Genomic DNA, 26451 nt, shown 5'->3' on the forward strand with positions numbered 1-26451 from the left:
CGTCCCCGTCATCTGTCTGCCCCGTCAGACCAGCCGCTTTGCCGCTTCTTCGCGGATCCGCTGGATCATCGAGCGCAGGCCATTGGCGCGCTGCGCCGACAGATGCTCGATCAGGCCGATCTTTCCGAAGAGATCCAGCGCGTCGAGCTCGACCACTTGCGATGCCTTCTTGCCGGAATAGGCGGCCAGCACGATGGCCACCAGCCCGCGCACGATATGCGCGTCGCTGTCGCCTTGATACTCCATCACCGGATCGGAACCCGGCCCCGCCGACGTCGAGAGCCAGACCTGGCTGGCGCAGCCCTGCACCTTGTTCTCGGCATTCTTCTCCGCATCCGGCAGATCCGGCAGCGCCTTGCCCAGTTCGATCACATAGCGATAGCGATCCTCCCAATCCTCAAGATAGGCAAAATCGTCAATCATCTGGTCAATCGTGGTCATGGCGCCCCGCAGTCATTCGTCGGTGCATGCGATATAGGCCACAAGCGCCAGCATTTGAACTGTGTGCCGGTCAAGAAAACGCTGCGCCACGCGGAAAAGCGGTGATGAGCCTGAAGGGGCCGGCATCATGACCGGGCACGACCTCGGGGTCGCTTTGCCACATCCGGCAGTTCGTCCCCGGCCTCCGGTTCGACATCGGGCACGCGATCGAGAATGGCAAGCGCTGCTGCCACATCACCTCGCTCCGCCTGCCGTTTCAGGGCCATGATCGCCCTTCTGTGGCCGATCCCGTCGGCAATGAAGGCAGACAGCAACTGGTTCAGGGAGACATTATCCTCCGCTGCAGCCTGTCTGGCCTCCTCCATCACATGATCAGCCAATCGAAGGGGATAGGTACTCATGATGATCTTCCTTTCATAAGTTCCGCGACGAATTGCCCTGCGGATTGCACGCTGAGGCCGAAGCCCTCGACTGCGGGAATTCTGAAATGCCGGTCAAGGCTGACGATCAGCCTCGCTCCCGCCGCCAGGGCATATTCCATATAGAGATCGTCCTTTGGGTCCTCGAGAAAGGGCCGGAACCGGAACCACGGGGATACCAGATGAGCCTGTTTCACGACAGCATCGAGGACAATGTCAACTTCATCCTGACCGATCCAGGACTGCGGTCCAAGCAGTCCGTCGCGCTTCAGAACCGCCTCATATTCAAGCGCCACGGCCGGCGATACGGCAAATTCCACATCTCCGGCCAGCATCTCCCGCAATAAAAAGTGAGAGGCGCCCCTCGTGGATCGCAGTGCTGACAGGATGACATTCGCATCGACGACGATCATACGTTATGATGATATCATATGCGATATCATGTCAAGTTTTGCAGAGCGTCTAGAGCCGTTCATTTCTAAATGGAATCAGTTCTGTTGACTGAAACGGAGTCGGATGGTCGCCCGGCTGGCGCGCGTCGTAGTCATCGCATACGGCCAAGCCAGCCGGGCGATCAGGCGGCCCGTTCCAGCCAACCCGAAGGGCCGGGCATCTTTCCGCCGGGATCAGCGGCGATCGTCTCGCCCATACCCTGGGGTATGGTCTTCGGCAATCGTCGCTGCCCCGACAAAAACCTGCTCCGGCAGAACTGCTTCTATTTAAGAATGAACGGCTCTAACTCTTCGCACCCCCGAAAAGAAAAAAGCCGTGCGACTGGGACCAATCGCACGGCCGGCAAAAAAGGTGCCGAAGTTTGTCCTCGGGACAGGCAGACAGGCATCGAGACGGTCCGCAGATGCGGGGTAAACCTCGATGCAAGAGGAAAGGGGGCCAATGTCGGGCTCGGCATGCACCCCCGGTATTCAGATGGATAAGGCCTTGGCCGGTCAGAGCTTGGGCGGCTGATAGGGCCTTGGCAGATTGCGATTGGGCATGTCGGGTCGCGGCTCCGGCACGACGGTGCCGGTGACAATGCCGGCATCATGCCGGGCAACAGCCGGTTCGGCTACGGCTGCTTCACGCATGATCTGCTCGACCTTCGGCTTGACGATCTCGACGGAGCCGCGTGCCAGAGCGCCGACGCTTTCGCTCACGGCCGGATTGATCGCCGGCGTGTCGCTTGCCTCGCCCAGCTGGTCGCCGAGAAGCTGATAGGCAACGAGTGCGCCTTCGCGCGCCTTGTGGCCGATCACCGTCAGCGTTTCCCGGCCCTTCTCGCAGACCTCGGGCTTTTCGATGCAAAGCGCGCCGATATACTGGACGGCACCCGTTGCCGCAGCAATTGCGTCGCCCATTTCAAGCCGAGGGCCTTCAGCGGTGTCATCCGATGACTGGGCGCTGAAAAAGGACAGCACCACAAGCGTCATCGTGCACCAGAAAGTTCCCTTGATCAGAAACCACATGTCTTCACCAGTCCCTGTTGTCCGGTCGTTGCCGGCCTGCCGGGTTGCTCCCGACTTGTGCAATCACCTTTAGACGCGGTCTGCGAAGAACGATTTGCAAAAACCGCTGGGGTTTTCGTCAAATTCATTTAAAATGCGATGCAATACCCCGTTCCGGACCATTTGCCTCAAATCTTATCCTTTGCTGTTAAGCATAATTGCGGCGCAATCCCGCTTATCCACCGGCAATTGCGGGCCTGTCGCTGCCGCAAGTGTTAACGGAAACGCGAAAACTGTTCAAATTCCGCCGCTTACCCCGCGTTAACCATAAAAAACAAAGAGCCGGATGCCTGTCTCGTTTATGGTCATTTCGGGCTTTTCGCGCCGCCAAACGGGTGGCGCCTTATCTATTCCTTAAGCGCGCGCGCCCTAGGATCGGGCCTCGATAGAAGATGATTCTGGCGCGGATTCAAAAGCGTGTCTGTATTGCGTAAAATGGCTGATGGAATGACCGCGATGGTGGATCGGCTGGCCCAGCATGGCCTGCCGCGGGACCACCATGACGGCGCATGCTCAGCCCGTGTTACGATCCTGCTGCGCCATCTTGCCCGCGTCTTCGCCATCGCCCTGATTGCCGTTCCGGCAGGCCTCGCCTTTGTCTGGAACCCGGCCATAGCACTGCCCATCGGCTTTGCGCTGGTCGCCGTCCTTTACATGCTGAGCGCCCTTGCCATCGTCGCAGTCCACCGCGTCGGCCTCTCGACGGCAGGCGAAAGCGCCGATAGGCATCAGCCTGCCCCCATGCAGGATCTTCTGGATTTCTGCCCGGGCCTCTTCCTGCAGCTCGATGCCATGGGCGCCGTCCGCCAGACCGGCGGTCGCGATCGGGATATGTTCCTTTCCTTCCTGCGCGAACCCTTCGAGCGTCCCTTTGTCGAGCAGGTCCATGTCTCGGATCGCATCCGCTTCATCCAGGCACTCGACCAGCTCCGCCAGGGTGTCGACGCCGTCCTGATCGACCTCAGGCTGGACCGTCCGATTCTCGGCCTCGACCACACCCAGTTCATGAATATCCGCCTCGACATGACCGCGCGTCGCGACGCAGACGGTATGCTGGAAGGCGTGCTGGCCCAGATGCTCGACATCGAAGGCGAAATGGAGATCCGCGCGGCCGTCAGCGCCAAGGAATCGGAAGCCGCCGAAGCCCATGAGGCGAAGAGCCGCTTCCTTGCCGCCGTCAGCCACGAGCTGCGCACACCGCTCAACGCCATCCTCGGCTTTTCCGACATTCTCGCGGGCGAATATTTCGGCAAGCTCGAAAACGACCGCCAGCGCGAATATGTCCAGCTGATCCGCCAGTCGGGCGCCCATCTCCTGTCGGTGGTCAACACCATGCTCGACATGTCGAAGATCGAGGCAGGCCGCTACGAGCTGATGTTGGAAACCTTTCCCGTGGCCGAAACCATTGTCGGATGCGAGCAGATGCTCTCGCTTCAGGCCACCTCCAAGGGGGTGAAGCTGACGAGCCGCCTGCCGCGCGCTCTGGGTGACATCACCGCCGATCCGCGCGCGCTTCGCCAGATCATCATCAATCTCGTCAGCAATGCGGTGAAATTCACCGATGCCGGCGGCGCGGTCACGATCGACGCCAGCCTTCGCGATAACCGGCTTGCGATTTCCGTCAGCGATACCGGTATTGGCATTGCCGCGGACAAGATCGAAGCGCTCGGTCGCCCCTTCATGCAGATCCACAATGACCTGAACCGCAACTATGAGGGTTCCGGCCTCGGCCTTTCGCTGGTAAAGGGACTGACGGCGCTGCATGGTGGCAGCTTCGCCATCGAAAGCCGTCCTGGCGAGGGGACCGTGGTCACCGTCAGCCTGCCGGTCGACGGCTCCGGTGCTGCCGCCCAGGCCGCCATGAGTGACAACATGGTCGAGTTTCCGCCACGACTGCTGGCGGTCGAGCCGGCCTCAAGGGAAAGCGGAAAAGAGACCGTCAATGGCAAAGCCAAAGCGAAAATCGCCTGACAGGAGAAAGCCAGCGCCAGCTGAGCCGGGTCTCCTGATGAGGGGCGGCCAGGCTTTGCTCGGTCTGATTGGTCGCCATCCGCGTTTCTTTGTGGGTGTGTCCATTTTCGGCGTGGCCTTCGGCTCCGTCGCCGCCAATGCGCTCTGGTACCAGCCCGGCCAGCATCCGTCGCCATTGATGCGCACGCGCAGCGCCGAGGATTTCACCGCCCTTGGCGGCGTGAACCGCAACAGAGACGCCGCCGAAGAAGGCGAAGTCACCACCTTCCGTATTACCCGCGAGGGTGATCCCGCTCTGCAAGAGGCCGCCACGGCCGATGAGATTGCGGCCCGTGTGCATGAAATCCAGACCCTGCTTGCCCGGCGCGGCTTTTATCAGGGCGAGGCCGATGGTGTCATCGGGCCGCGCACGGAAGCGGCAATCATCAATTACCAGAAAACCATCTCGATGGAGCCCGACGGCCTCGTCTCCGACGAATTGCTGGTGGCGCTGCGTCTCGACACAAGCGTCACGGCGGCTGTCCCGGCCCAGCGACCCGCTCCCGATGCCCGCGATCCCGCCGCCATTGATCCGGTCGCTGCCGCCATCCGCAAGGCCGAAACCCAGCTCCGCCCCTCGGCCGCAGCAAATGCGCAGCGTCCACCGGCTCTTGAACAGCCCAAGCCGCAGTTGCAGCCGCAGGCGCAGGCAGACACAAAGCCCGCACCCTATCGTCCCGCAGTGGCCGCGCCACCCGTGCCAGCTGTCGATGTCGCCGCCAGGCCGCAGCAGCCGGCCGCCCTTGAGCAGCCGAAACCGGTCGCCGATCCGGGGCTGGTCATGGATATCCAGCGCGGCTTGACCAACATGGCCTTCAGCAATGTCGCAATCGACGGCATCGCCGGGGACGCCACCCGCGACGCCATCCGTCGCTTCGAGCGCCATTACCAGCTTCCCGTCACGGGCGAGCCAAGCCTCGCCGTTCTGAAGAAGCTTCGGGCTATCGGCGCGCTCTGAGGCGATGGAAAGCCCGTTTTTCAAGGCTTTGCATTGCCTTGAAACCCATCGACAATGTCTTGCGGTTTTCTTGAACGTCCGCTCCGTCAGTCCTGCCAGGGCAGCAAACCGGCGTCACGGGCCACCTTGCCCATGAAGGCGTCAGGATGCAGGCTCTCCCCCGCCTCAATCCGTTGGTAGAGCTCAAGGTAGCGTTTCGCCATTTGCTCTGCCGTGAAATGCGCTTGAAAATGCGCATGGATTGCGCGCCGGTCATAGTCTTCGATCCGGCGGATCGCCGCCGCCAGTTCGTCCCCCTCGGCAGAGAGCCTGCCGGCAAACTCAGGCACCAGTTCCGGCAGCGAGCCATAGGGCGTCGCAAAGATCGGCAGGCCGAAATACATCGCCTCGATGACCGCCACGCCAAAGGGCTCATGCCAGCGCACGGGAAACAGCAATCCGCTGGAGGGGCGCAGGTAACGGGCCTTTTCAATGTCATCCACCATGCCCTTGAACCGGGCATTGGGATCAAGCGTCAGTCGGAAGCCCATCTTCAGGTTGAGGCGATGGCCGCCGAGAATGTCGATGGGAAGTCCGGCCTTGCGGGCGACGCGGATCGCGCCCGTGACATTCTTCACCTTCCAGGCAGCCTTTGCGAGAAAGGTCAAGGACCCGCCATGCGCCAAAAGATCCGGTTCCGGATAGGCGCGCGGGTCGACGCCATTATAGACAAAGACTTTGCCCCCATGCGCTTGCGCGTGATGGGCAGACAGGAAGATCGAATTGGCATGGAAGCGGTGAACCTCCTTCGAATTGCCATGGATCGTCACGCAGGCCTTGCCGTCATAATCCGGATCGAGGCCGGTGTGACTGTGCACGACGTCAATCCCTGGCGGGATCTGTGCTTCCAGGGGACGGCCGCTGTCGAAGGGGTAGAGCTTGCCATAGGCCCAGGAAGAGCCGTCGGGAGCCATGAGGCTCGCCTGATGGCCCATCTCCGTCAGCGCCCGCCCGAGCCACAGGATGATCCGCTCCGCCCCGCCATAGCGGATGGCCGGGATGGGGGCTGATGAGACGAGGAGGATTTGCATGAGGCACTCGGGCAGGACATAGAAAGGACATGCGTAACATGCCCGCGCACCATCCGGCAATCTCCGGGGTCTCCGCTCGTTCCTCCCGCCGCCCTGTCGGCGAATCTTGGGTTTATCCCGGTTTCAGACCCCCTGAATATAGAGGTTTCTTAACCAAAGGCTGGCAGAATCTGGAGAATCGAGGAGGGTCAAGATGAGCATGGCAATGGAGAAGGCCGATTATGAGCTGCCGGGCGCGCCACGCCCGGAGCCAGTGGAGAATGCGACCGAACAGGCTGACAAGCTGCGCCTGATCATCACCAGGCTTGCCGAGGAGGCGTCAAGTCTTGGGGTGGATCTGGTCGACATCGCCGGTGCCATCCAGGATGTCGCCGCTACATCGAAGCGCCATGCTCAGACCTTTGACCAGGTCACCCGCCAGGCCCTGAACATCGCTGAAGTCAACAAGAGCATCGCCGAAACCCTGCGCGACAATGACCAGACTGCGGTCGAAGCGCGCAAGATGCTGACCGAAAGCGCGTCGCGTCTGAGCGGTGCGGTTGGCAAGATCGACCACATGGTGACTGCGTCCGAGCAGATCGGCACCGAGATCGGCTCCTTCTCCACGTCACTGTCGGATGTCGACCGCGTCGCCGAGGAAATCGGCACGATTGCCCGCCAGACCAACCTGCTGGCGCTGAATGCCGCAATCGAGGCCGCACGTGCGGGCGAGGCCGGCAAGGGTTTTGCCGTTGTCGCCTCCGAAATTCGCGCCCTTGCGCTCCAGACATCACAGGCGACGGGCTCGATCCAGACCACACTCAACGAAATTCGCACCAAGATCACCAATCTCTCGGAGGCCGGTCGCAGCGCGACAACCAGCGCCCGTGATGTGCGCGAGACCTCGCAGGCCATGAACAATTCCTTCGGAACCATGGAAGGCGTCATTACCCGCATTCTGGATGGCTCCTCCATCATGGTGCAGACCACCGACCAGGTCGACCGGCAATGCGCCGAATTCGTCCACGCCCTCGGCGATATGGCCGGCGAAGTGCGCGGTTCCGATGCCGCCCTGCAAAATGCCGCGGGACGCGTCGATAAGGTGGTTGCGCTATCCGAGACCCTGATCCAGCTGACAGCCAGCGCCGGTATTCGCACCACGGACAGCGAGTGGATCGACACTGCCACAGGTGTTGCCGCCCAGATCTCCGACGCGTTCCAGCGCGCCGTCGACAGTGGCCGCATCAGCCTGCAACAGCTTTTCGACCGCAATTACCGCCAGATCCCCGGCACTGATCCGGTCCAGATGATGACCGGCTTCACCGAGTTCACTGATCAGGTTCTGCCCGGAATCCAGGAGCCGATCCTGTCGATTTCCGACCGCATCGGCTTCTGTGCCGCAGTGGATGAAAACGGCTACCTGCCGACCCACAACAAGAAATTCTCCGCCCCGCAGCGGCCGGGCGACAGCGTCTGGAACACGGCAAACTGCCGCAACCGCCGCATCTTCAACGACCGCGTCGGTCTCGCCGCCGGTCGCTCCACGGCACCCTTCCTCGTCCAGACCTATCGCCGCGACATGGGCGGCGGCAATTTCGTGCTGATGAAAGACATCTCCGCCCCCATCTTCGTCTCCGGTCGTCACTGGGGTGGACTGAGACTGGCGGTCAAGGTCTGAGCAAGGGCTGAAATCGAGGCAATGAAACCGAAAGGGGACGGCACCAGCCATCCCCTTTGCAATTTGTCCATCGAAAGCCGCTTGTCGGCCCGCTCACTGCGTCAGCCTGACGCCTCCAGCGGATGACGAGCTGGCCGTCGCTTCATAGGGTTCCACCTGCCAGTTGGCCGAGTTCATGATGATCGTGTTGACCACCAGCGAGATCTGGCTCTTCTGGTTGGTGGTGGAATTGTAGGTCACGTCGCGGTTCGGCAGGTGAATGATGCCCTTGAGGATCTCGCCGCGCGAGCCGTTGAAGATATACTGCCGCTTGTTGCGGTTGTTGTTGGGGTCGGATGTCTTTTCAAACATCAGAATGCCTGCATAAGGTCCCGTTGTCGGCGCCGTGGCGGTAAAGGTCAGCCCGCCATTGGCGCGCAGTTCGCTGTCGACGTCCGGGAAGTAGAAGGTCACGCCCTCTGCAATCACGGTCGCGCCGGAATTGATGATCATCCGTCCACGAATGATGTGCAGGCCCGGTTCAAAGGTCACCGTCGGGCTGCCATTGAAGGTCGTGCCGCAATGCAGGCCGGGTTTCATCGTAATGCGCTGCCCGTCTTTTGTCCCCTGCGTCGTGCAGGTGGAGGGCACCACCGGTTCGGGAAGCTTGCCGGCATAGGGGTCGGCCTCGGCCGCGCAGCCCGTTTCCAGATTGGTCAGCGTGCCGCCATTGCGGATGTTCTGCGTGCCTTTCACGCAGAAGCGGCGCGTTTCGATCCGTGCACCGGCATTCATGATGAAGGCCGGCGAGGAGGTCGAATGCACATGCACCTCGCAGTTCTCGCTTTTCAGATTGGCGCCGGAATTGATCAGCACGGCCTGGTTCTGATTGCCGAGCGCATAGATGCAGGCGCCGCCAGTCTTTTCCCCGGAGGTCATGGCCGTGGCGGTCAGGCCGAGCGGGATCTCGTCCATGCCGATCAGGCCGAGGAAATAGGTGCGGTGCGGTTTGGAGAAATTCGCAGTCAGGCTGCCGTCCGGGTTCTGGACGAGCGCAAGCGACGTTCCATTCACGGCGAGTTCGGCCAGTTCCTTCGAAGACTCGGGCAGATCCGACATGTAGCCTCTGGCGCGGTCCAGTTGCCCTTGCGCGTCGGTATCGCGGGCAGCAGCCAGAACCGCAGCATCCAGTTCACCCTGTAGCCGTGCTTTTTCTGCCATGGCAAGCGTCACATCCAGCGCGCCCCCGGCTGTCACCAGGAGTACCGGAATCAGCAATGCTGTAAGCATGCCGAAATTGCCGCCGCGATCACGCAGCAGTCTGGCTGCCGATCCCTGGAGTTTTCGTGAATGGCGTTCCGTCATCGATCTTACCTTTCGTCGTCCGTCCGCTTTTGTTTGTTTTAATCACGAAAGCCTATTAATCAGATAAATGGGATTGGTAAAATTTGATCGATGCGTCAGAATATGGCGTTGGTAACGCGTCAGGCGCGCGCACCGACCGGCTCGTCCACGCTTCCGGCGGCTGCCTCGAGCCTGGCCGCAGCATCGCGAGCCTCGATGGCGCCCATCGGTTTTCCGAAGAGATAGCCCTGGATCAGGTCCGGCTGCAGCGGCGACAGGATCATCATCTCGTCATCCGTCTCGACACCTTCCAGGACGCAGCGCAGATCGAGCTTGCGGCAGAGGTCGATCAGCCCCGCCACGATCTCGCGGGAGGTCACGTTATGAGCCACCTTGCGCACGAAACTCTTGTCGACCTTCACCTTGTCCAGAGGCAGCGCATCGAGATATTCGAAGCTCGAATAGCCTGAACCGAAATCGTCGAGCGCGATCTTGCAGCCGGCAAGCCTGAGTTCGGCCAGAAGGGCGCAGGCCGTGTCGACATCGGCCATGACGGCCGTTTCCGTGATTTCAAACTCCACGCGCTTGGGCGAAATTCCGTTCTGGTGGATCATGTCCAGGAGCGACAGCATGAAACTGCGATCGGATATGTCCTGGGCCGACAGGTTGAAAGACAGCGTCAGCGGCTCGGGCCATGTCCGCAGTGCTTCCAGCCCCTTGCTAAACAGGATCGAGGTCACCTTCCGGATATGGCCGGATCGCTCCGCCGAACGGATGAACTTGTCGGGTCGGACCGGGCCAAGCGAAGGGCTCTGCCAGCGGGCCAGCGCCTCGAAGCCGACAAAGCGATGCTCCGACGGCGAATATTGCGGCTGGAACTGCAGGAAGAGTTCACGCTCCAGATCGCCTTCACGCAAGGCTCTCTCCAGCGCAACCGTCTCCTTCATCTCGCGATCTTCCGTGCTGTCGAAGACGATCGTAACACCGCGACGACCGCTCTTAGCCTTGAACAGCGCGTAATCTGCCTTTTCGTAAAGCTGCCCGGTTGAGTTGCCCATGGACGGAAAATGCGCCATTCCCGCAGAAGCACCGATCGTCAGATGCAGAAGATCGATGTCGTAGGGCAGGCTGATCTGCTTGATCACGCGATTTCCGAGCTTTTCAACATCGGCGGATGGCATGGAGCCCGGCAGAATCACGATGAATTCATCGCCGCCGATCCGTCCGAAAACGGAACCGGGATATTCCAGCCGGTTCGCCCGCTCGACCGCCGCACAGAGCAGGCGGTCTCCGATGATGTGGCCGTAGACATCGTTGATCGCCTTGAAACCATCGAGATCGAAGATCCCCAGCCAGAAGGGGTCGCGTTTGGCCACAAGCTGGTCGATCAGGTCGAACATGGCGCGTCGGTTCGGCACGCCGGTCAGACTGTCGGTTCGGGCAAGCAACTGCGCTTTCGCCGTCATCTCATCGGCCAGAAGCCGCGCATCGATCTGCTTGAAGACCACCTTGCGAACCTGCGTTGCCAGGGCGAAGGCCCCGAGCGACGCGCTCACACCGATATAGACATATTGCTCGACCAGGTCGGGTGCGAGCCGAAAGCTGAACCAGACCAGCGTCGAAACCGCAAGCGTGATAAACAGCAAGGTGCTGCGCAGCGTTACGCCTGTCGCGGAGAAGACGACAGCCATCAGCGCGAAATAGACCAGCCGCGAATGCTCTTCCCGGGTCAGCATGAAGCCGACGAGATTGGCATACATCAGCAGATTGACCGCGACCCCGTAAAGCTCGAGGCGCAACAGCGACACCGTCTCCCGTGTCGCGAGGCTTTGCCGGATGAAGAGATAGACAATTGCCGACAGGATACTCATGACCACCATGGGCCAGGCAACGGCAACGCCATACTCGCTGATGTAGCGCCATGCGATGAAAGCGAAGTAGATGCAGCCCGCAATCAGGACGCCCCTCAGCAAGGGTCTGTAGCCATCGGCAAAGGCCTGCTGCCTGGAGGAGTTCCGCCACGTATCGTAAAGGCTGCTGGAAGATTGTGCCACGCTATCGGCTCCCTCCGCTACCGCTTCTTGCCGGGCCCATCCTCATGGCCCTGTTTTCGGAAGATCATCTCCCGGACCGCTGGCCGCGGCTCACTCGATAACTGTATATGTCACATAACATCGATTCATTTACATAGTATAAATTAGAAGTATTTATGGGACTCCCCGTTCCGCCAGCTTTGGGGGCAATCATGTGCAGTAAAGCTTGTGACTGAAACTGATCCCGGAAGCTGATTTGCGCGCGCGACTTGTTCCTGTAGGAAGAAGGCATGCGAATACGTTCGGATATCTTTGTGGCCGCGTTGATACGTCGGGTCTTCGGGGAAGGGGGCTTTGCTGCCGTCCTGCTCAAGGGTGCTGACGCCTCCGGCGCGATCTTCATCCGCCAGCGCTTCCGCGACGGGCTCGAAACCCTTTACGGTCCGGCACCCCAGTCCATGATTGAGCAGGACGAGCGGGATGACCGCCTGTTCGAAATCCGGCTGGAGCGCGTCGAGGCACAGGCTCTCGACGACCTGATCGAACGCGAACGTCGCTTTGACGGCGACCTCTGGCTCATCGAGATCGAAGCGGATGAAACGCGACCGCTTTCGGAGCCGCTGATCCCGTTGGCAGAGAGGGATTGATCGCGACCGACCCGGTGGCTTCAGCCGGCGGCGCGCCGGTTCTGCCTGGCAGCCTCCAATGCAACCCGGTTTGCCAGTGCATCGCGGTCTGCCTGTGCGTCGCGGCCGGTCGCTGCATCGCCTGCGATGTCATGGCGATCATCGCCAAACGTGTAGCGATCGGCCCGATGCCAGCTTTCGATCCGGTCCTCGCATTCCCGGACATCGAGATGTGCCACCAGGCTTTCTGCACGGCTGATGCCGGCGTTCTCTTCCGTCAGATGCGGATAGAGCCGGTGCAGGATGAAGACATTGTCGAGAGGGTTCATGGCGACACCGACAAGCGTCGTCGCCAGCTGCCGCCCTGAAATATCGAGCAGGATGCGCTCGGCCAGCCAGCGGCTGGACGACAGGACGTCCGACAGGGCAGAGGCGAAATTGCTGGCATCGCGGGCTCTGGCAAAGCGTACCAGCAGGGCTTCCTGCACCGGCGTGATCGTCCGCTTGCCGAGCCTGTCGCCGGTTCGCGGTCCGAAATGATGTGCGAGTGCCTTGAGCTTCTGGCGAAGCAGTTCTTCCCGCTTCAGCCTTTGCTCTTCCGCATGATCGGGCAGGCTGGCATTGATCACCGGTCCGCCCTTCAGCGCGATACGGCCTGTCGCGACGGGAGCCGCGCCCTCGCCAGTCCGCTTCGGCATCGGCTTCACCACATGTTCGGCCACAGGCCGCGCGGCTGAGGCAGACACTGGCTTTGCCCATCCCGCCTGCTCCTTCTGATCGCCCTTGTGATCGCCCTTCTCATCGCCTGTGGCGGCGGCGGTCGCATTGGCTGCTGTGCTGTGGCGAAGCGCAACCAGCGCATCGACAACCATGGGCGACAGATGCTCGCGCTTGACGATCGCCTTGGCATGGTCGGCGCCTTGCGTGCGGGCAATCATGATCAAAACTTCGTCAGTCAGGGCGGGGGAGGAGGCGAGGAACGGGGCCGAAATCGAGATCGGCTGCGAAGCAATGAAAAGCGAGACGGCACTTGGCAGGTTCGCGCTTTGCGAAAGGGCTGCCACGGCGTCGCGTCGCGCCTCGGCAGAGGATGCCTGGAAAAGCGGTTGGAAAAGCTCGGCAAATTGCTTCAGTTCCATCTTGCCGGGGTGCGAGAGGGCCTGGAAACTGGTGACGGTTGCCATCAGAACGACGTCCTTCCTCCTCGCGCCGACAGGCTTTTCCAGCTCCCTGAATTGTTCGCTCACGGCAAAACCCACTCCAACGCAATACACATGTGTCTCACAATAGACCGAATTTGTTAGCAAGCTGTTAACTAAGGCTTGGCAAACATCCGGCTTGCGAATGGCAGATATTTGTGATTCGTCTAATGTTGTGATGTCCGGTCTGATTTGCCGGGCGAGACATCGGGTGGCCGGCAGGGGCTCCCGGTAAAGATGTGGAAGGTGTGCCCCGCGTTGAGGGCAATTCATGCGCTGGGGCGCGCCGAGTGGGTCGAAAGACCCGTTTGAGAATGGCGCAGATGATCCGGTTGCGTGAAATTTTATCCGATCATGAACCGGTTGCGCCAGCCCTTCGTTAAAAAGGGCAGGGTGAAATCTGAGCTTCATCCGTCTCAATCAGCAAGGAGACGAGCATGGCAGACATCATCAGGATCATCGATCGGATCGCACGCTCTGCCGGTCGGTCGGCCAGACAGGAAGCAGAGCAACCGGACCAGGGCAGGGCGAAGCGCAGATTGCGCAAGGCCAAGGTGCTGTTTTTCACCGGCGTTCGCTACGAGCGGCTGGAGCCTGCAGGCCCGGCTTCGCAGCGCCCCTCATTGCCGGCGCCCACACGCTTCCTGCAGATCCCGGCGCTGACAGATCTGCGCCAGCCGTAAGGCTTGACCGCAGCTGATGGCGCCGGAATGCCGCGAGCAGGTCCTGGCACCACTGCAAACAGCCCGTTTGGAATGCCGATCTGTGTCGGCGACGGATCCCTTCTGGCCCCCCCTTGGGCAATGCTCTTCGTCAACGGCCCGGAAACGCAGGAAACCCGATGCGCAAACAGATGTCTCATTGCATTTATTGCGTGTATTGAACGCTTTTTGCCCTCCGCATTGCGAGTATTCCCTGCTGCGTGAACAAAAATTTTCCAAATATGTTTGTGTGACGTAGTATTGCATTAATCTATTCGAATTAAAGGATAGGGTATATTAAGACGTGGGATGACGAGGGCCGTGTTGCGCGCGCAATTAACCTCCCGATCCATCCGCGCCCATGCTCCAACCTTTCGGCCCCCCATGCTCATCAGCATCCCCAAGAACCGTATCCGCAAAGGCATGTACATCGAGAGTGTTGCCTGCCCCAGCCGGGAATTCAGCAAGCGTCGTTTTCTCCTGAGCAACGAGGATGACCTGCGGGCCATCGCGCTCAGTTCGGCAGATGTGGTTCTGATCAATGTGTCCCGTGGCGTTGATCAGGATGGTCGTACCGTCAGGATTGAGCCCCAAAAGCTGGGGCTGGACATGTCCTTCGAGGCCAAGGCGCGCCAGATCCGCGACAGTATCGGCGCGCAGACGGTTGCCGCCAAGGCAAGCCTGGAGGAGATCGCCGGCGGCACAACGCCCGACATGACGAGCCTTGAACCCATGGCCGACGTCGTCGACCGCGCCTGGAGCGACGAGCCCCTGGTTGCGCTGGAACTCACGCGCCTGAAAACCAAGGATGAGACCACCTACGAGCATTCGCTGGCGGTCAGCGGCCTCATGGCACTGATGGGCCGGGCTCTCCGGTTGGACGAAAAGACCGTCCGCGAAATGGGCATTGCCGGCATCCTGCATGATATCGGCAAGCTTCACATTCCCGATGACATCCTGACCAAGCCGGCCAATCTGACCAGCAGGGAGCGCGAGATCATCCGCAACCATCCGGAAGCGGGCTACCAGATCCTGAAGGCCTATCCGAACATGTCGCCGATCATCCTCGACATCTGCAGGCTGCATCACGAGGCGCTGGACGGTTCCGGCTACCCGCTCGGCCTGAAGGCCCCGAAACTGCCTCTGCATGTGCGCATCGCCACGGTCTGCGATGTCTTTGAGGCCCTGACATCCATTCGCCCCTACAAGCGTCCCTGGTCAACCGAACAGGCCATCAAATGGATGTTCGAGCGCCCGCAATTCTTTGACGCAAAACTTGTCATCCGCCTTGGCAGCATCCTGACGCCCGGCGGGCGGATCAGCTGACGCTGTAGCACGTCCAGCAAAAGTGCGTCAGCGGTTTTGCGTCCGGACTGCGCGAAAACAAACAGATAGGGCGTTTCATGTGATCCTGTTTTCAACGGAAACGCTCTGGAACGCGTCGGACCGGTCCGGACGCATGCGCGCCGTCAACCCGGCGAAGATGGCAGCGGCAGGCATTCCGCCGCGCTGAGGAACTGTATCGCCTCCGGCTCGAAACTCGGCAGCGGCACCATGGTGCGCAGCACCGCATAGCCCCGCGTGCCGCGATGCTCGACAACGATCGTTTCCGTCAGGGCGGCAATCGGGCTGCGGCGCAGCTGTGCCACCTGGACCGGCGTTGCCAGAAGCACATCCAGGTCGCCCGCAACCGAAGTGCGGTCATTCATCGAAAAGACCTCGTTCGAGGCCGCATCGAAAATGCCGACCGACCAGAAGGTCCGGCCCGCGACCGCGACCAGCCGGAGCGGCTGGCTGGTGATGTCGAAATGACAGACGGCAACTCGCATGTAAGGGTCACGGCTCAGCAACCCTGTCGTATCCGGCGCATTCGACAAGCGGTGGAATTCAAAGGCCGTGCCTTCGGCCAATACCCGCGTATAGGCATCCTTGCCGGTGAAATGCGGCAGCGCCAGAATGATGATGATATGCAAGACGATGGCGCCGAAAATGCCAGTGGCCACCGCATAGAGAAGCTTAAGCATTGCCGCAGCCCTCCAGCACGATCTCGGGCATTTCCAGGCCAGACACCCCGGTCGACGCCGCCGCTGGCGTATCGAGCAGCGTCAGCACCAGCTGGAACGGTCCGATATCGGGCAGCGACAGCCAGTTGCCGGGCTTGGCGGTCGGCGAGATCGAGATGTCGAAAGAGCCGTCCGGCTTGCGCAGCACAGTCTGCGAATTATAGCCGAAGGGCAGTCCCTCCCGGCGTGGCAAGGGCAGGCCGTCGGGTGTTGCCGCGTAAAGCGTCCAGTAGCGTGCAGCCGGCGTTCGCCCGCTCAGCCGATAGGAACAGGTGCCGGTGAGTTGCAGCCCCGTCTCGTCAGTGCGGGCCGAAAAGACAAGCCCCTCCGCCGACCCGTAAAGAAGCCGCCCGGCAGTCGCCCGATGCGCCTTTGCATAGGGATCGGCCTCCACCGTCTGCGCATCCGGGAACGCACTCCAGGCCCCGATCCGGATGGCACCGAGCCCCTCCGATGCGTTGAGCGCCGACTGCGTCGACAAGATCCCGCCGCCATAGGCGATGACAAGCGCAATCGCGATAAAGAAGGGAACCCGAAACACGTCTGCTGCTGACCCCGAAGGTAAGAAATCCCGGGCCCTGCGACCCCCGTTCCAGCGGTATCACTGATTCGGGGGGCGAGGGAAGTTTTTGGGGTGTGGGGGGGAGGGGGAGGGAGTCAGCAGATCGTTCATTCCATGCGGAAATTCCCTATAGTTGATAAGGGTAACAGGGCGCGCTGTTGACAGAAGAGAGGTTTGGCCCAGCGAAGCACGCAACCAACCGGGTAAAGCATGGTTGACCTCTCGTCTTTGGGCGTAGCATCTTTTCTCATGAGGATCATTTGATCATCCCGTCGATCCGGGAAGTGGATTGCGAAGAACGGTTCAAAGTGGTCGGCCTCGTTGGGGGGAAGCTTTACACTGATGTTTTTGTTTGGCGAAATCGCCTGCCTCGTTTCATATCGGTCAGAAGGAGCAACACAGGTGAAGAACGCGCCGTCAGGCCTGCCGGCTGATGCCTCCGACATCAAGGATTCCGAAGCCACGGAGGAGGCTCTTGATCGCGCACAGCGCGCCCGCATTATCCGCCGGACGCGCAACAGCCTTGGCCTTTCACAGAGCGAATTCGCCACACGCTTTCGCGTGCCCGTCGGCACGCTGCGCGACTGGGAGCAGGCCTGCGTCACCGCCCCCGATTTCGCCGTCGCCTATGTCAAGGTGATTGCTCAACACCCGGATCTGGTCGCAGAGGCTTTGGGGTAGGGGCATCTCGCCAGATACGTGATGTTGCCTCATGCAGCCGCGGGCTCGATCAGAGGCCGCACCGGCGGCTGTTCATGCTGCAACGCCCGCCACAGGTCATGATTGGCCTGCATAGCCATCCAGGCCCGCGCGGTGCCAGCACCTGCCTGTTCGAGACGTACGGCCAGATCCGGGCTGATTCCGGCCTTGCCGTTCAGCACACGGGAAAAGGCAACGCGCGACATGGCCAGGCGTTCGGCGGCTTCGGTGACAGAAAGCCCAAGCGGAGCAATCACGTCCTCCTTCAGAATTTCGCCCGGATGAGGCGGATTATGCATCATCGCTCTATTCCCTCTAATGATAGTCCTGATAATCGACCAGCTCGACCCCGCTATCGGTAAAGCGGAAGGTCACGCGCCAGTTGCCATTGACCCAGACAGACCAATGCCCGGCAAGCTCTCCCTTCAGCGGGTGGAGTCTGAATGATGGGATCGACATGGCTTGGGGTCCATCAGCGACATCGAGCAAACCTAGTATGCGCCGAAGCTTGTTGGCGTGGGCCGTCTGAATGCCGCGAGTCGAGCCGGTGAGATAAAAAATCTCTAGGCCTTTGTGCCGAAAGCTAACGATCATGCTAATTTGTATCGCGTAGCGATACGGGTGTCAATGTCTTCCGTTGCGGCAAACGCATAAACGCCAGTTGCTCGGCCGCTCGCTCCTCGCCCTACCTCAACACCCCCGTCGCCAGCGCCCGCTGTATCCCGCGCACATCCGTGCCCTTCTTCAGCGTCTTCGTCACCGGCTGTTCGGCGCCGGAAACCCAGATCTTCAATTCGCTGTCGAGATCGAAGGTGCCGGCGGTCTCGACGGAAAAGCGGGTGATCGCGCGGTAGGGGATGGACATATAGTCCACCTTCGAGCCGGTAATGCCCTGCACATCGATCAGGATCAGCCGCTTGTCGGTAAAGGCAAAGACGTCGCGGATGACGCGGAAGGCCAGCGACACCCGCTCCCCCTCGATCAGCACACCGTCCAGCCGCTTCGCTAGATCTTGCGGATCGACACTTGATCCATGCCCCAGCAATCCGTCCAGCAATCCCATCTCAGTCCTCCTGTTGTCTCGGAACGGAGATGGGAAGCGGGCGCGCGGCGGTCAAGACGGGGCCGTGCCGGAAACCTACTGAAGCCTCTTACTCTTTCCGGGCATCTGCGCTATCTGGTCATCAGACAAGTTGAAGCAGGAGGAAAATTCATGGGCAAGCGGATCGTGTTTACCGGCGGCAGCGGCAAGGCGGGGCGCCATGTCGTGCCCTATCTTCTTGACCAGGGCCACAAGGTGCTGAATGTCGACCGCACGGTGCTGGATCATCCGGGCGTGCATACGCTGTTGACCGATGTGACCGACGCCGGCGAGGTGTTCAATGCGCTCTCCTGTCATTTCGGCTATGACGGCTTTGAGGCGGGCGCAGTCGCCGGCATTCCCGATGCGGTGGTGCATTTCGCCGCCGTCCCGCGCATCCTGATGAACCCCGACAACAGGACCTTCGTCGAAAACACCACCTCGACCTATAATGTCATCGAGGCCGCCGCCAAGCTCGGCGTGAAGAAGATCGTGATTGCCTCCTCGGAAACCACCTATGGCGTCTGCTTTGCCGAAGGCGACAAGGATTACAAGGAGTTCCCGCTGACCGAGGATTATGATGTCGATCCGATGGACAGTTACGGTCTCTCCAAGGTCGTGAATGAAAAGACGGCGCGAGCCTTTGCCATGCGCTTCGGCATCGATATCTATGCGCTGAGAATCGGCAATGTCATCTCGCCGGAGGACTATGCCAATTTCCCCGGCTATCTCGCCGATCCGCCATGCCGCAAACGCAATGCCTGGTCTTATATCGACGCCCGCGATCTCGGCCAGATCGTCGATCTCTGTGTGAAGACGGACGGCCTCGGCTTCCAGGTCTTCAACGCCGTCAACGACACGATCACCGCCACCATCCCGACCCGCGAATTCCTGGCGAAATATGCGCCGAACACGCCGATCACCGGGGAGATCGAAGGCTTTGCCGCGCCGCTGTCCAACCGCAAGATCCGTCAAGTCCTGGGCTTCAGGGAGAAGCATGACTGGCGCAACTATGTGAAGGTGTGAGGGCGGACCTTTCTCGTTGCAAGAGCCGGGAGCGGTCATGTGCGACCGCCCCGGTCATGGATGGTCCCGCACACCCGGTCCGGGTCCTTCACCGCTCCCCTCCTACATGCCCTCGCTCGAAAACGTGCCGTCGCTGTTGTAGGTGACGGTGAAGGTCGTTGCCCCCGCGCGAAAATCGCATTCTGCCGCATGCGAGATGTCATAGGTAAGTGCGCCACCCCCCGGCTGATAGCCGAGCCTGACATAATAGACAGGCTCGGCGTGACAGGTGAGGATGCGGTTGGGAGCGGGGGTGACGGCGCTTGAAAGAAGCATGCTGCCGTCGCTTGCCATCACGCCCACTCCGCACAAGAGCTGCGGGCCAGGCATGGGCGTAAAGCGCGGCACGGCGATGGCGAACATGCCCTCTTCGAGCCCCTCGATGTGTGAGGGCGGACCAAAGGCCAGGGGATCGAGTGACAGAGGCAACAGGTTCTTTGGCGGATTGGCAGCCAGCATCAGCGGACGGCTGGCGGTCGACAGGCTCGGAATGCTGCGGGACAGAGGCGGCGCGACGGCTTCGCTGCCATAGAGTGGCGCAGGCACGGGCAGGCTGGAAAGCGCACCGGCATGGACACGCGGGTCCAGCAGGAAGGCGATTTCGCCGCCGCCATGGTTGTAATTGCCGATCTGGCGACAGCCGAGGCAATTGGAGCGAATGGCGGCGCCATGCAGGGAAGGAAACCGCGCCTGTTTCTGGAAGACGTGGAAATATTGCGGACTGGCCGAGAGGTTGCGCACGAGGATCTGCAGGACGGTCACCATGAAAAACCCTCGGTCTGGAAGGCCCGATCTGACGCCATGCGGACAGGGGGTTGGGCTCTGGTCCGCATGGCGCTGCGTCGGGGTCGGGCAGTCCCCTTACAGAAGCTTGGTGCTCCAGCTGCCATTGGCGTTCAGGGTTACGTTGCAGGTGGTATAGCCGCCGGTAAAGTCGCAGATGGCCGCATTGACGCTCGACTGGGTGAAGTTCATCACCGTGCCCGGCGTATACTGTCCTGTCTGCACGTAAAACTTCAGGATCGGCTGGCAATCCGTATGGGAAGCCGGGTTCACCTGGACGAAGTTCGACAGGATGATGCTGCCATTGGCGTTCACCGCCGAGCCGACATTGTAATAGGGCGGCGAGGAGAAGGTCGGCGTCGTGATGCGGAATGCGCCGGCCTGCACGCCGGAGCCATTGACCGGGACGGAAAGCCCGAGCGCCGGCGAAATGGTCGCCGTCGTCCAGTCATTCCCGGACCCGTCGACCGAGGCAAGGTCGATGGGCTGGGCGGCGGAGGCAAAGCCCGTGCTGGCGCCGACGCGCGGCAGGCTGTTGCTCTGCTGGATGCCGGCATAGTACTGAAGGTTCACCTTGAAGGTCAGCACGGACCCCGTCTCGGTGAAGTTCGACAGAAAGCCGGAAAACAGGCTGTTGGAATAGACCTGGCTGCCGCCGGTATAGACGGCAGGCTCCTGGAAGAAGAAGAAGTCCTGCGTCAGGGCCGCCTGGCTCCGGACGTTGATGGTCAGCAATGTCGACATGAAAGAAACCTTTCCTCTGGGTGTTGAACGCAGGGCCTTGCAACCGCCTTTCAGGAGGGGATGCCCCACCCACTCATCCGCGTCGCAATCCCTGACAGCAATCTTTAGGTGTATAGTGCCGTCAAGAAAAGCATAACGTGTATATCTGGGCGCAAAACATCCCCCGGCTTCTCGTCTAGCGCGATGTGTTCTCCGGTTTGATCACCTCCACCAGTTCAACGACCAGCTTGCGGATTTTGGCCGGTCGTTCCCTGAGCGCCAGAATCCATTCCAGTTCCCGGGGATTGATGAGATTGTCCCGGTGCCAGTCCAGCGTGCCGCGCCCCAGAAGCAGCCAGTCCAGCGAGATGTCGAGCGTCTCGGCCAGGGCGCAGGCATTGTCGAGCGACAGGTCTCCGCCGTTCTGCCAGCGCGAGACGGCTGCCACCGAAACATGCAGTTCTGCGGCAAGGGCATGCGCCTTGCCGATCTTGCGCTTGGCCATGGCCTGGCGAATGCGCTGCCCGCGAGCCTTGTTTTCCGTCATGGTAAACTCCTTATGGTTGAAGGTTCCAAACAAACAACCATTAGGTGTTTTGAATTGCAAGACATTCGTAAAGTTGAAATAAAGGGCCGGTTAAGCCTTTCCCCCTGTCCTGGCCCAAAATATACCCCTTAATTTAGAGGGTATTTATGTTAGCGTTGCCAAAAGCTCGAAGCTCTCCAGCGCGAGGACCGGTGCTGGGACTGGTTCCGGTGACGGGGACGGGATGGGGCGAGGCGGGCGGCAGCAGACGGGTGATGATGGAAGCATCGGCAGGAGAGGGCGGTTCCTGTCACGGTATATCGGCACAGACCGGGATATGGGGAGGAAACATGGGCAGACAGATTGATTTTCCGCAAGACCCCTTTGATCTGCCGGCTCCTGCGGCGGCTTTGGGCGTGGCCCATGTCAGCCGCACCCATGTTCGAGACCGCGTCTTCATCTATTTCGAGGTGACCGCCAACGGCCACCAGATCGCGGCGGTGGAAGCCCCCTATGACGGCGGCATTCCCGGCTGGTCGCATGCTGCCATTTCCGGCTTCTCCGATTTCACCGAGGCCGACCGCGCCCGTCTCGCCGAAGCCCTGCGCATCTATCTCGCCTGATCGCCTGTCCCCCTGTCTTTCGCGGGAAAGCTGGAAGCAAGGGGGCGGATGAGGGGGCAAGCCTCTGCAGACCACCCGCCGATCGCGCCCGCCATCTTGTTTATGAGCGAATTCGACAGTATCCTCTTCACAGGATTCGCCATTTGCAATCCCACACGCGAGGCCCGGACGAAGCGCGGATGACGGCGCTCTGCCCCGGCTGACGAGTAGAAAAGCACCCGCGGGCCCTGTCTTCGACATCATGTCGCCGGCCACCTGATCGGGGCATGTCCCGGCAGGAAAATCCGTGGTCGATCTTTTCAAACGCATGCTCCGCAAGGAAACCGCCCCGAACGCCGATGCGAGCCCCGCAGCGGCTGCCGAAAGCGCCCCGCCGGACGTCCAGCATGCCGCCCGCCGCGCCCAGCTCGCCAATGATCTCGCCCGCGACCTGCTCGAACTGCAGGAGATCGCCATGGCGGAACTGGCGCTGCGCAAGCAACAGGACGCCGCCAAAGCCGAAAACGCCTGCGCTGCCCATCCCCCCGCCGAAACCGAAGATCTCGACAGCAACACCCCCTTCGGAAAGCGCGTCCTGATCCTCTGACCGACAGACGCACGGCATCGGTCTGCGCTCTCACCCCTTGCGGAGGAGATGCCCGGCAGTGACAGCGGGGGGTAAATGCTGGCGCGCAACAAAAAGACCCTTCCCAACCCTCCCCACAAGGGGGAGGGCTTGAGCCCACCCCAAATCCCCCCAATCACGAAACAATCCTCTGCTTTCCCCGTTCGGATGAGAGCGGCGCCGCAGGTTGGCGTCTGAAGTCCATGGGAGAACAATCAAGAGAGGATTTGATCATGTTCAAGACAATGACGGGCGCGCTTGCCGCCTCCACCTTTGCGCTGACGCTGATCGCCGGCCCCGGCTATGCGCTGGATGAGGCCGCCGAAACGGCCAAGGCTGCGGGCCGCGCGCAGATGGCGGATTATTCGGCCTTTGACAGTGATGGCACGCCGGGCATTTCCAGTGCCGAATTCCGTGCCGCCTTCCAGCGCAACCAGGCCTTCGCCACCTGGGACGACGACGATGACGGCAATCTCACCAAGGCCGAATTCGAGGCCGGGCTTGGCAATCGTCAGGAGCGGTTCGAACAGCGCTTCGGCGAGAACTGGTTCGAAACCTGGGATGAAGATGGCAGCGGCGCCGTGAGCGAAACGGAATACTACGAAGGCCTGCACGGCAGCTATGACGCCAACCGCGACGGCATGATCGACGAGCCGGAATACAGCAGCTTCGGCCAGGACATGGGCGAGGACGGCTGGTTCGAGATCGAGTGATGTCCCAGGCCTTTTTCCCTTAGCCCCCAGGCTTTCGACGAGGATCGGAAGGACCGGCGGAAACAAACCCGCCGCTTCTCTGTTGGGTGGGCCAGGGCGCTGCAAAAGGCGCCCGCTGAACAAGATGAGGCGCCCGTCGCGGGTGCCCGCAACTTGCGAGAAAAATCAGGAAAGGAATTGATGATGTTGAAGAAAATGACGAGCGCGCTGGCCGCGTCCACCTTTGCCCTGTCGCTCATTGCCGCCCCGGCAATGGCCCAGACGATGAACAATGACTATCAGAGCTGGGATACCGATGGCACACCGGGCATCAGTGACCAGGAATTCCGCACCGGCTTTGGAAACAACGAAGCCTTCAACACCTGGGATGCCGATGACGACGGCAATCTGACCGAGGACGAGTTCAACACCGGCCTTGGCGACAATCGCGAACGCTTCGACGCCCGCTATGGCGACAGCTGGTTTGATGACTGGGATGCCGACGGCAATGATATGGTCAACGAGGACGAATATTATGGCGGCCTCTATGACACCTATGACGCCGACGACAACAACCTGATCGAGGAACCCGAATTCGGCGATGTCGGCGACGACATGGGCGACGAAGGCTGGTTCGACGTCTGATCGGTCGCAACGACCACCGCATCCTGGAATGGATGCGGATGAATGGCCTCGCCCCGCATGCGCCGGGGTGGGGCCTTTTTTGCAAAAGCCCGGCCTCGAGCGGTTTCACGACCTGCCACGCCCGCGGGGGCGGCAAGGGCCAGCCTCGGCGGCCTGTCTTCAAAAACGAGATCAGCCGCGGGGTGGCTCCCCACGGCTGATCATGCGTGGCGCATCGCGGGCGGGCGTGCGCCACTTGGGGACTCTTGTCAGCTCAGGGCAAACGCCGCCTCATGGGTGGTGTCCAGCGTCTCCGTCGAAGTGACCTTGCTCATTTTGAAGGTGAACAGCGTGCCGTTATACATGGGCGAGACGATGCCGGTGCCTGCACCATTGGCGTGGTTGCCGGTCCATACCGTGTAATAGCTTCCGAAGCTTGGATAGAAGTTCAACTCATTGATGAAATTGCCCTTGCCATCTTCGACCCAGGTGCCGAGCTTGATGCCATTGGCATACGAGAAACCGTTGGAGTTGAAGGTCCAGGTGGCCTTGGAGCCGTTGTCGACGTTGAAAATCCAGGTTGTATTGCTGAGCGAAGACATGAGTGTTCCTTCCCGGCGCGCCGCACCAGTTTTGTGGGGTTTTGTGTGTGAAAGCCTGATCACCTCGTCACGCCGTTCTGCGGCGCGCGATCAATTTCTAGGAGAGTTAGTTATCTCGAACAAGCCCCATTTATATTGGGGTTTTGCGGTATATTCGATAGAAAATTTCGGCCAAAGCCGCAATTGTCATATCACTTAAAGGTTGAGAGAAACACCGTTCTTCATGCGCGTCGATGCGCAAGGTCAAAGAGCGACTCATCCGCACGCAAAAGAAGAGTGCGTCGCCTCGCGCCCTGAAGGGGAAGGCTGGTCTCGTGGCAGCGAAAAGGCGGCTCTGCGCCGCCCCTTCGTCATGCAAGTCCGGTTGCTCGGCCCGTGCCCCCGTCGTGCAGAAGGCTTTGCCAGCCCTTGGCCGGCGTGAGCCCTCATCGCGGGTGTGGAGCCTGTGGTCTGTGCCTCAGAATTCTTCCCAGCCGGCCTCTCCGCCGCCACCGCCACGGCTGCCGCCGCCGCTATAGCTCGGGCCGCCCTTGGCAAACAGCTCTTCCAGATTGAGGAAGCAGATCATCTGGTCCTGATGGGTCAGGATGCCATCGACAAACTGCGTCGCCTGTCCGGCATTGTGCGGCACCGGCTGCAGGCTGTCGACCGGAACGGTGAGGATGTCCGAAACGCCCTCGACCAGAAGCCCCATGGTCATGTCGTTGACATCGGTGACGATGATGGCACTGCGCTCGGAGGCCTCCGTGCTGCCCATGCCAAGTTTGACCGCCAGATCGATGATCGGGATCACCATGCCGCGCAGGTTGATCACCCCCAGCACCTCATAGGGCGCATGCGGCATCGGCGTCACCGGCACCCAGCCGCGGATCTCGCGGATCGAGCGGGTCTTCACGCAAAACGACTGGTCATTCAGCTTGAAGGCAATGATTTCCAGAAATTCAGTGCTGCTGCTGGCATGGATATTCACGCAAGAACCCTCGCGGCGTTGGAAGATGAGGGCTTCCTTATAGGCGATGAAGCTGGCGCAAGGCTTGATGGGACGGGGGGGAGGGAGGTGTTCCGAGATACACTAAAAACGGGAGCTAATCAGCAAGCCGCAATTCTGTATTCTTCACTGGTTCTCTTGCAAGAATGCACCGCATAAGGTACAAGGAGTGCCGGATGAAACGCATTGTCGCGACATTCTTTGTTACGGAAGAAGGGGCGGAGCCGGTGAGAGCGTGGCTCATGTCCTTGTCGAAAGAGGATCGCCACATCATTGGCGCCGATATTGCCTCTGTCGAATTCGGCTGGCCGATCGGCATGCCTGTTTGTCGTCCAATCCGGGATGGCGTGCGCGAAGTGCGGTCGAGCATCAGGGCCGGAACGGTGGAAGTGCGGACCTATTTCGGCATTGATGGCGCCACCATGCTTCTCCTTCATGGAGAAGAAGGCAAGGACGGTCAGCAGGATGCGATAAAGCTTGCGGTAAGCGCTGGAAAGAGCACCAGGTGCGATCCCGGCGGGCAAGGAAGGCAGACAAGAGGACACGAAAATGATCGAATCAAACACCTCGTCCGGTGGTACGCTTGAGGACTTTCTCGATGAACTGGGCGAGAAGGAAGAAGTTTATGGGGAGGCGCTGAAGCGCGTGCTCTCCTGGCAGATCGAACAGGCGCGCAAGCAACAGTCGATCAGCAAGTCCGATATGGCGAGGACAATGGGCACCAGTCGTACCCAGGTGGACCGGGTCCTTGATCCCAGCAACATTGCCGTCTCCCTCGATACGCTGGAGCGGGCGGCCCGTTCCGTGGGTAAAAGGCTGAAGGTTGAACTGATCGACAGATAAGGCCCTGTCGATCAGTCTGAACAAGACATTTCCG

The 26451-nt window shown here is 60.6% G+C and carries 33 protein-coding genes; 15 read left to right on the plus strand and 18 right to left on the minus strand.

All coding sequences use genetic code 11. The features are described from left to right. Window positions 1-24: 24 nt before the first annotated feature. From FE840_RS09825 to FE840_RS09840, 4 genes are all read right to left on the minus strand, one after another. Window positions 25-441, minus strand: coding sequence for a SufE family protein (locus FE840_RS09825; protein ID WP_138288263.1), 417 nt, complete (start codon window positions 439-441; stop codon window positions 25-27). 125 nt (window positions 442-566) lie between these two features. Next, the gene (locus tag FE840_RS09830; protein WP_138288262.1) at window positions 567-842 is read right to left on the minus strand and encodes a hypothetical protein; all 276 of its coding nucleotides are present in this window, start codon (window positions 840-842) and stop codon (window positions 567-569) included. Next, on the minus strand, window positions 839-1273 hold the full coding sequence (locus FE840_RS09835; protein WP_138288261.1) for a PIN domain-containing protein: 435 nt from the start codon (window positions 1271-1273) through the stop codon (window positions 839-841). The genes FE840_RS09830 and FE840_RS09835 overlap by 4 nt, the downstream gene beginning before the upstream one ends. Before the next feature lie 534 nt (window positions 1274-1807). Beyond that, the gene (locus FE840_RS09840; protein ID WP_138288260.1) at window positions 1808-2323 is read right to left on the minus strand and encodes a DUF5330 domain-containing protein; all 516 of its coding nucleotides are present in this window, start codon (window positions 2321-2323) and stop codon (window positions 1808-1810) included. Window positions 2324-2809: 486 nt separating this feature from the next. Here FE840_RS09840 and FE840_RS09845 point away from each other — a divergent pair, with 486 nt between their 5' ends. Continuing rightward, window positions 2810-4333, plus strand: coding sequence for a sensor histidine kinase (locus FE840_RS09845; RefSeq protein WP_246318744.1), 1524 nt, complete (start codon window positions 2810-2812; stop codon window positions 4331-4333). Beyond that, window positions 4305-5330, plus strand: coding sequence for a peptidoglycan-binding domain-containing protein (locus tag FE840_RS09850; protein ID WP_138288258.1), 1026 nt, complete (start codon window positions 4305-4307; stop codon window positions 5328-5330). Before FE840_RS09845 ends, FE840_RS09850 begins: the two co-directional genes overlap by 29 nt. An 86-nt stretch (window positions 5331-5416) precedes the next feature. Here FE840_RS09850 and FE840_RS09855 read toward each other — a convergent pair whose 3' ends face one another. Then, on the minus strand, window positions 5417-6400 hold the full coding sequence (locus FE840_RS09855) for a glycosyltransferase (RefSeq protein WP_138288257.1): 984 nt from the start codon (window positions 6398-6400) through the stop codon (window positions 5417-5419). 199 nt (window positions 6401-6599) lie between these two features. Between FE840_RS09855 and FE840_RS09860 the strand changes: the two genes are divergently transcribed. Then, window positions 6600-8057 carry a methyl-accepting chemotaxis protein gene (locus tag FE840_RS09860; protein WP_425502211.1) on the plus strand — a complete coding sequence of 486 codons (1458 nt, stop codon included), beginning with the start codon at window positions 6600-6602 and terminating at the stop codon, window positions 8055-8057. 93 nt (window positions 8058-8150) lie between these two features. On the opposite strand, the gene FE840_RS09865 is transcribed toward FE840_RS09860, so the two are convergent. Both FE840_RS09865 and FE840_RS09870 read right to left on the minus strand, forming a co-directional pair. After that, entirely contained in the window at window positions 8151-9401 is a 1251-nt protein-coding gene (locus FE840_RS09865; RefSeq protein ID WP_138288256.1) for a TadE/TadG family type IV pilus assembly protein, read from the minus strand. Window positions 9402-9520: 119 nt separating this feature from the next. After that, the gene (locus tag FE840_RS09870) at window positions 9521-11434 is read right to left on the minus strand and encodes a putative bifunctional diguanylate cyclase/phosphodiesterase (RefSeq protein ID WP_138288255.1); all 1914 of its coding nucleotides are present in this window, start codon (window positions 11432-11434) and stop codon (window positions 9521-9523) included. 269 nt (window positions 11435-11703) lie between these two features. On the opposite strand from FE840_RS09870, the gene FE840_RS09875 reads away from it, so the two are divergent. Further along, complete coding sequence (locus tag FE840_RS09875; RefSeq protein ID WP_138288254.1) at window positions 11704-12060, plus strand: DUF1491 family protein; 357 nt, start codon at window positions 11704-11706, stop codon at window positions 12058-12060. Between the two features lie 20 nt (window positions 12061-12080). On the opposite strand, the gene FE840_RS09880 is transcribed toward FE840_RS09875, so the two are convergent. Continuing rightward, window positions 12081-13286, minus strand: coding sequence for a DUF2336 domain-containing protein (locus FE840_RS09880; RefSeq protein ID WP_138288253.1), 1206 nt, complete (start codon window positions 13284-13286; stop codon window positions 12081-12083). A gap of 389 nt (window positions 13287-13675) precedes the next feature. Here FE840_RS09880 and FE840_RS09885 point away from each other — a divergent pair, with 389 nt between their 5' ends. After that, complete coding sequence (locus tag FE840_RS09885) at window positions 13676-13921, plus strand: hypothetical protein (protein WP_138288252.1); 246 nt, start codon at window positions 13676-13678, stop codon at window positions 13919-13921. A gap of 402 nt (window positions 13922-14323) precedes the next feature. Next, entirely contained in the window at window positions 14324-15265 is a 942-nt protein-coding gene (locus FE840_RS09890) for an HD-GYP domain-containing protein (protein ID WP_171033744.1), read from the plus strand. Window positions 15266-15408: 143 nt separating this feature from the next. Here FE840_RS09890 and FE840_RS09895 read toward each other — a convergent pair whose 3' ends face one another. Both FE840_RS09895 and FE840_RS09900 read right to left on the minus strand, forming a co-directional pair. Continuing rightward, window positions 15409-15963, minus strand: coding sequence for a DUF1254 domain-containing protein (locus FE840_RS09895; protein WP_138288250.1), 555 nt, complete (start codon window positions 15961-15963; stop codon window positions 15409-15411). Beyond that, a complete protein-coding gene (locus tag FE840_RS09900) occupies window positions 15956-16543 on the minus strand; it encodes a DUF1214 domain-containing protein (RefSeq protein ID WP_138288249.1) in 588 nt (195 codons plus the stop codon). Before FE840_RS09900 ends, FE840_RS09895 begins: the two co-directional genes overlap by 8 nt. 305 nt (window positions 16544-16848) lie before the next feature. Here FE840_RS09900 and FE840_RS20860 point away from each other — a divergent pair, with 305 nt between their 5' ends. Together FE840_RS20860 and FE840_RS09910 are read left to right on the plus strand one after the other, a co-directional pair. Next, window positions 16849-16998 (plus strand): BrnT family toxin, encoded by a 150-nt coding sequence (locus FE840_RS20860; RefSeq protein ID WP_246318905.1) that lies wholly within the window; start codon window positions 16849-16851, stop codon window positions 16996-16998. Beyond that, the gene (locus FE840_RS09910; protein ID WP_246318746.1) at window positions 16967-17245 is read left to right on the plus strand and encodes a helix-turn-helix domain-containing protein; all 279 of its coding nucleotides are present in this window, start codon (window positions 16967-16969) and stop codon (window positions 17243-17245) included. Before FE840_RS20860 ends, FE840_RS09910 begins: the two co-directional genes overlap by 32 nt. Before the next feature lie 29 nt (window positions 17246-17274). Here the strand turns inward: FE840_RS09910 and FE840_RS09915 are convergent, their stop codons facing one another. The 3 genes from FE840_RS09915 to FE840_RS09925 all read right to left on the minus strand — a co-directional run bounded on the left by FE840_RS09915 (window position 17275) and on the right by FE840_RS09925 (window position 18326). Then, complete coding sequence (locus FE840_RS09915) at window positions 17275-17565, minus strand: HigA family addiction module antitoxin (RefSeq protein WP_138288247.1); 291 nt, start codon at window positions 17563-17565, stop codon at window positions 17275-17277. Window positions 17566-17578: 13 nt separating this feature from the next. Further along, on the minus strand, window positions 17579-17857 hold the full coding sequence (locus tag FE840_RS09920; RefSeq protein WP_138288246.1) for a type II toxin-antitoxin system RelE/ParE family toxin: 279 nt from the start codon (window positions 17855-17857) through the stop codon (window positions 17579-17581). 91 nt (window positions 17858-17948) lie between these two features. Next, window positions 17949-18326, minus strand: coding sequence for a PH domain-containing protein (locus tag FE840_RS09925; RefSeq protein WP_138288245.1), 378 nt, complete (start codon window positions 18324-18326; stop codon window positions 17949-17951). Between the two features lie 150 nt (window positions 18327-18476). On the opposite strand from FE840_RS09925, the gene FE840_RS09930 reads away from it, so the two are divergent. Next, window positions 18477-19370 carry an NAD-dependent epimerase/dehydratase family protein gene (locus tag FE840_RS09930; protein WP_138288244.1) on the plus strand — a complete coding sequence of 298 codons (894 nt, stop codon included), beginning with the start codon at window positions 18477-18479 and terminating at the stop codon, window positions 19368-19370. Window positions 19371-19472: 102 nt separating this feature from the next. Here FE840_RS09930 and FE840_RS09935 read toward each other — a convergent pair whose 3' ends face one another. From FE840_RS09935 to FE840_RS09945, 3 genes are all read right to left on the minus strand, one after another. Further along, complete coding sequence (locus FE840_RS09935) at window positions 19473-20174, minus strand: hypothetical protein (RefSeq protein ID WP_138288243.1); 702 nt, start codon at window positions 20172-20174, stop codon at window positions 19473-19475. A gap of 96 nt (window positions 20175-20270) precedes the next feature. Further along, a complete protein-coding gene (locus FE840_RS09940) occupies window positions 20271-20936 on the minus strand; it encodes a hypothetical protein (protein WP_138288242.1) in 666 nt (221 codons plus the stop codon). Window positions 20937-21111: 175 nt separating this feature from the next. Further along, window positions 21112-21462: a helix-turn-helix domain-containing protein gene (locus tag FE840_RS09945; RefSeq protein ID WP_138288241.1), complete on the minus strand. Its 351-nt coding sequence runs from the start codon at window positions 21460-21462 to the stop codon at window positions 21112-21114. A gap of 329 nt (window positions 21463-21791) precedes the next feature. Between FE840_RS09945 and FE840_RS09950 the strand changes: the two genes are divergently transcribed. From FE840_RS09950 to FE840_RS09965, 4 genes are all read left to right on the plus strand, one after another. After that, a complete protein-coding gene (locus tag FE840_RS09950) occupies window positions 21792-22064 on the plus strand; it encodes a hypothetical protein (protein WP_138288240.1) in 273 nt (90 codons plus the stop codon). Window positions 22065-22350: 286 nt separating this feature from the next. Next, window positions 22351-22650: a hypothetical protein gene (locus tag FE840_RS09955; protein WP_138288239.1), complete on the plus strand. Its 300-nt coding sequence runs from the start codon at window positions 22351-22353 to the stop codon at window positions 22648-22650. A gap of 251 nt (window positions 22651-22901) precedes the next feature. Beyond that, a complete protein-coding gene (locus FE840_RS09960; protein WP_138288238.1) occupies window positions 22902-23381 on the plus strand; it encodes an EF-hand domain-containing protein in 480 nt (159 codons plus the stop codon). 180 nt (window positions 23382-23561) lie between these two features. After that, window positions 23562-24005 carry an EF-hand domain-containing protein gene (locus tag FE840_RS09965; RefSeq protein ID WP_138288237.1) on the plus strand — a complete coding sequence of 148 codons (444 nt, stop codon included), beginning with the start codon at window positions 23562-23564 and terminating at the stop codon, window positions 24003-24005. Between the two features lie 248 nt (window positions 24006-24253). Here FE840_RS09965 and FE840_RS09970 read toward each other — a convergent pair whose 3' ends face one another. Together FE840_RS09970 and FE840_RS09975 are read right to left on the minus strand one after the other, a co-directional pair. After that, on the minus strand, window positions 24254-24586 hold the full coding sequence (locus FE840_RS09970) for a hypothetical protein (protein WP_138288236.1): 333 nt from the start codon (window positions 24584-24586) through the stop codon (window positions 24254-24256). 457 nt (window positions 24587-25043) lie between these two features. Beyond that, complete coding sequence (locus FE840_RS09975) at window positions 25044-25556, minus strand: chemotaxis protein CheW (RefSeq protein WP_138288235.1); 513 nt, start codon at window positions 25554-25556, stop codon at window positions 25044-25046. A 194-nt stretch (window positions 25557-25750) separates the two neighbouring features. Here FE840_RS09975 and FE840_RS09980 point away from each other — a divergent pair, with 194 nt between their 5' ends. Beyond that, window positions 25751-26161: a type II toxin-antitoxin system RelE/ParE family toxin gene (locus tag FE840_RS09980; RefSeq protein WP_138288234.1), complete on the plus strand. Its 411-nt coding sequence runs from the start codon at window positions 25751-25753 to the stop codon at window positions 26159-26161. Next, complete coding sequence (locus FE840_RS09985; protein ID WP_138288233.1) at window positions 26124-26417, plus strand: XRE family transcriptional regulator; 294 nt, start codon at window positions 26124-26126, stop codon at window positions 26415-26417. The genes FE840_RS09980 and FE840_RS09985 overlap by 38 nt, the downstream gene beginning before the upstream one ends. Window positions 26418-26451: the final 34 nt, after the last annotated feature.

The organism is Peteryoungia desertarenae, from assembly GCF_005860795.2.
Classification (GTDB): Bacteria; Pseudomonadota; Alphaproteobacteria; order Rhizobiales; family Rhizobiaceae; genus Allorhizobium; species Allorhizobium desertarenae.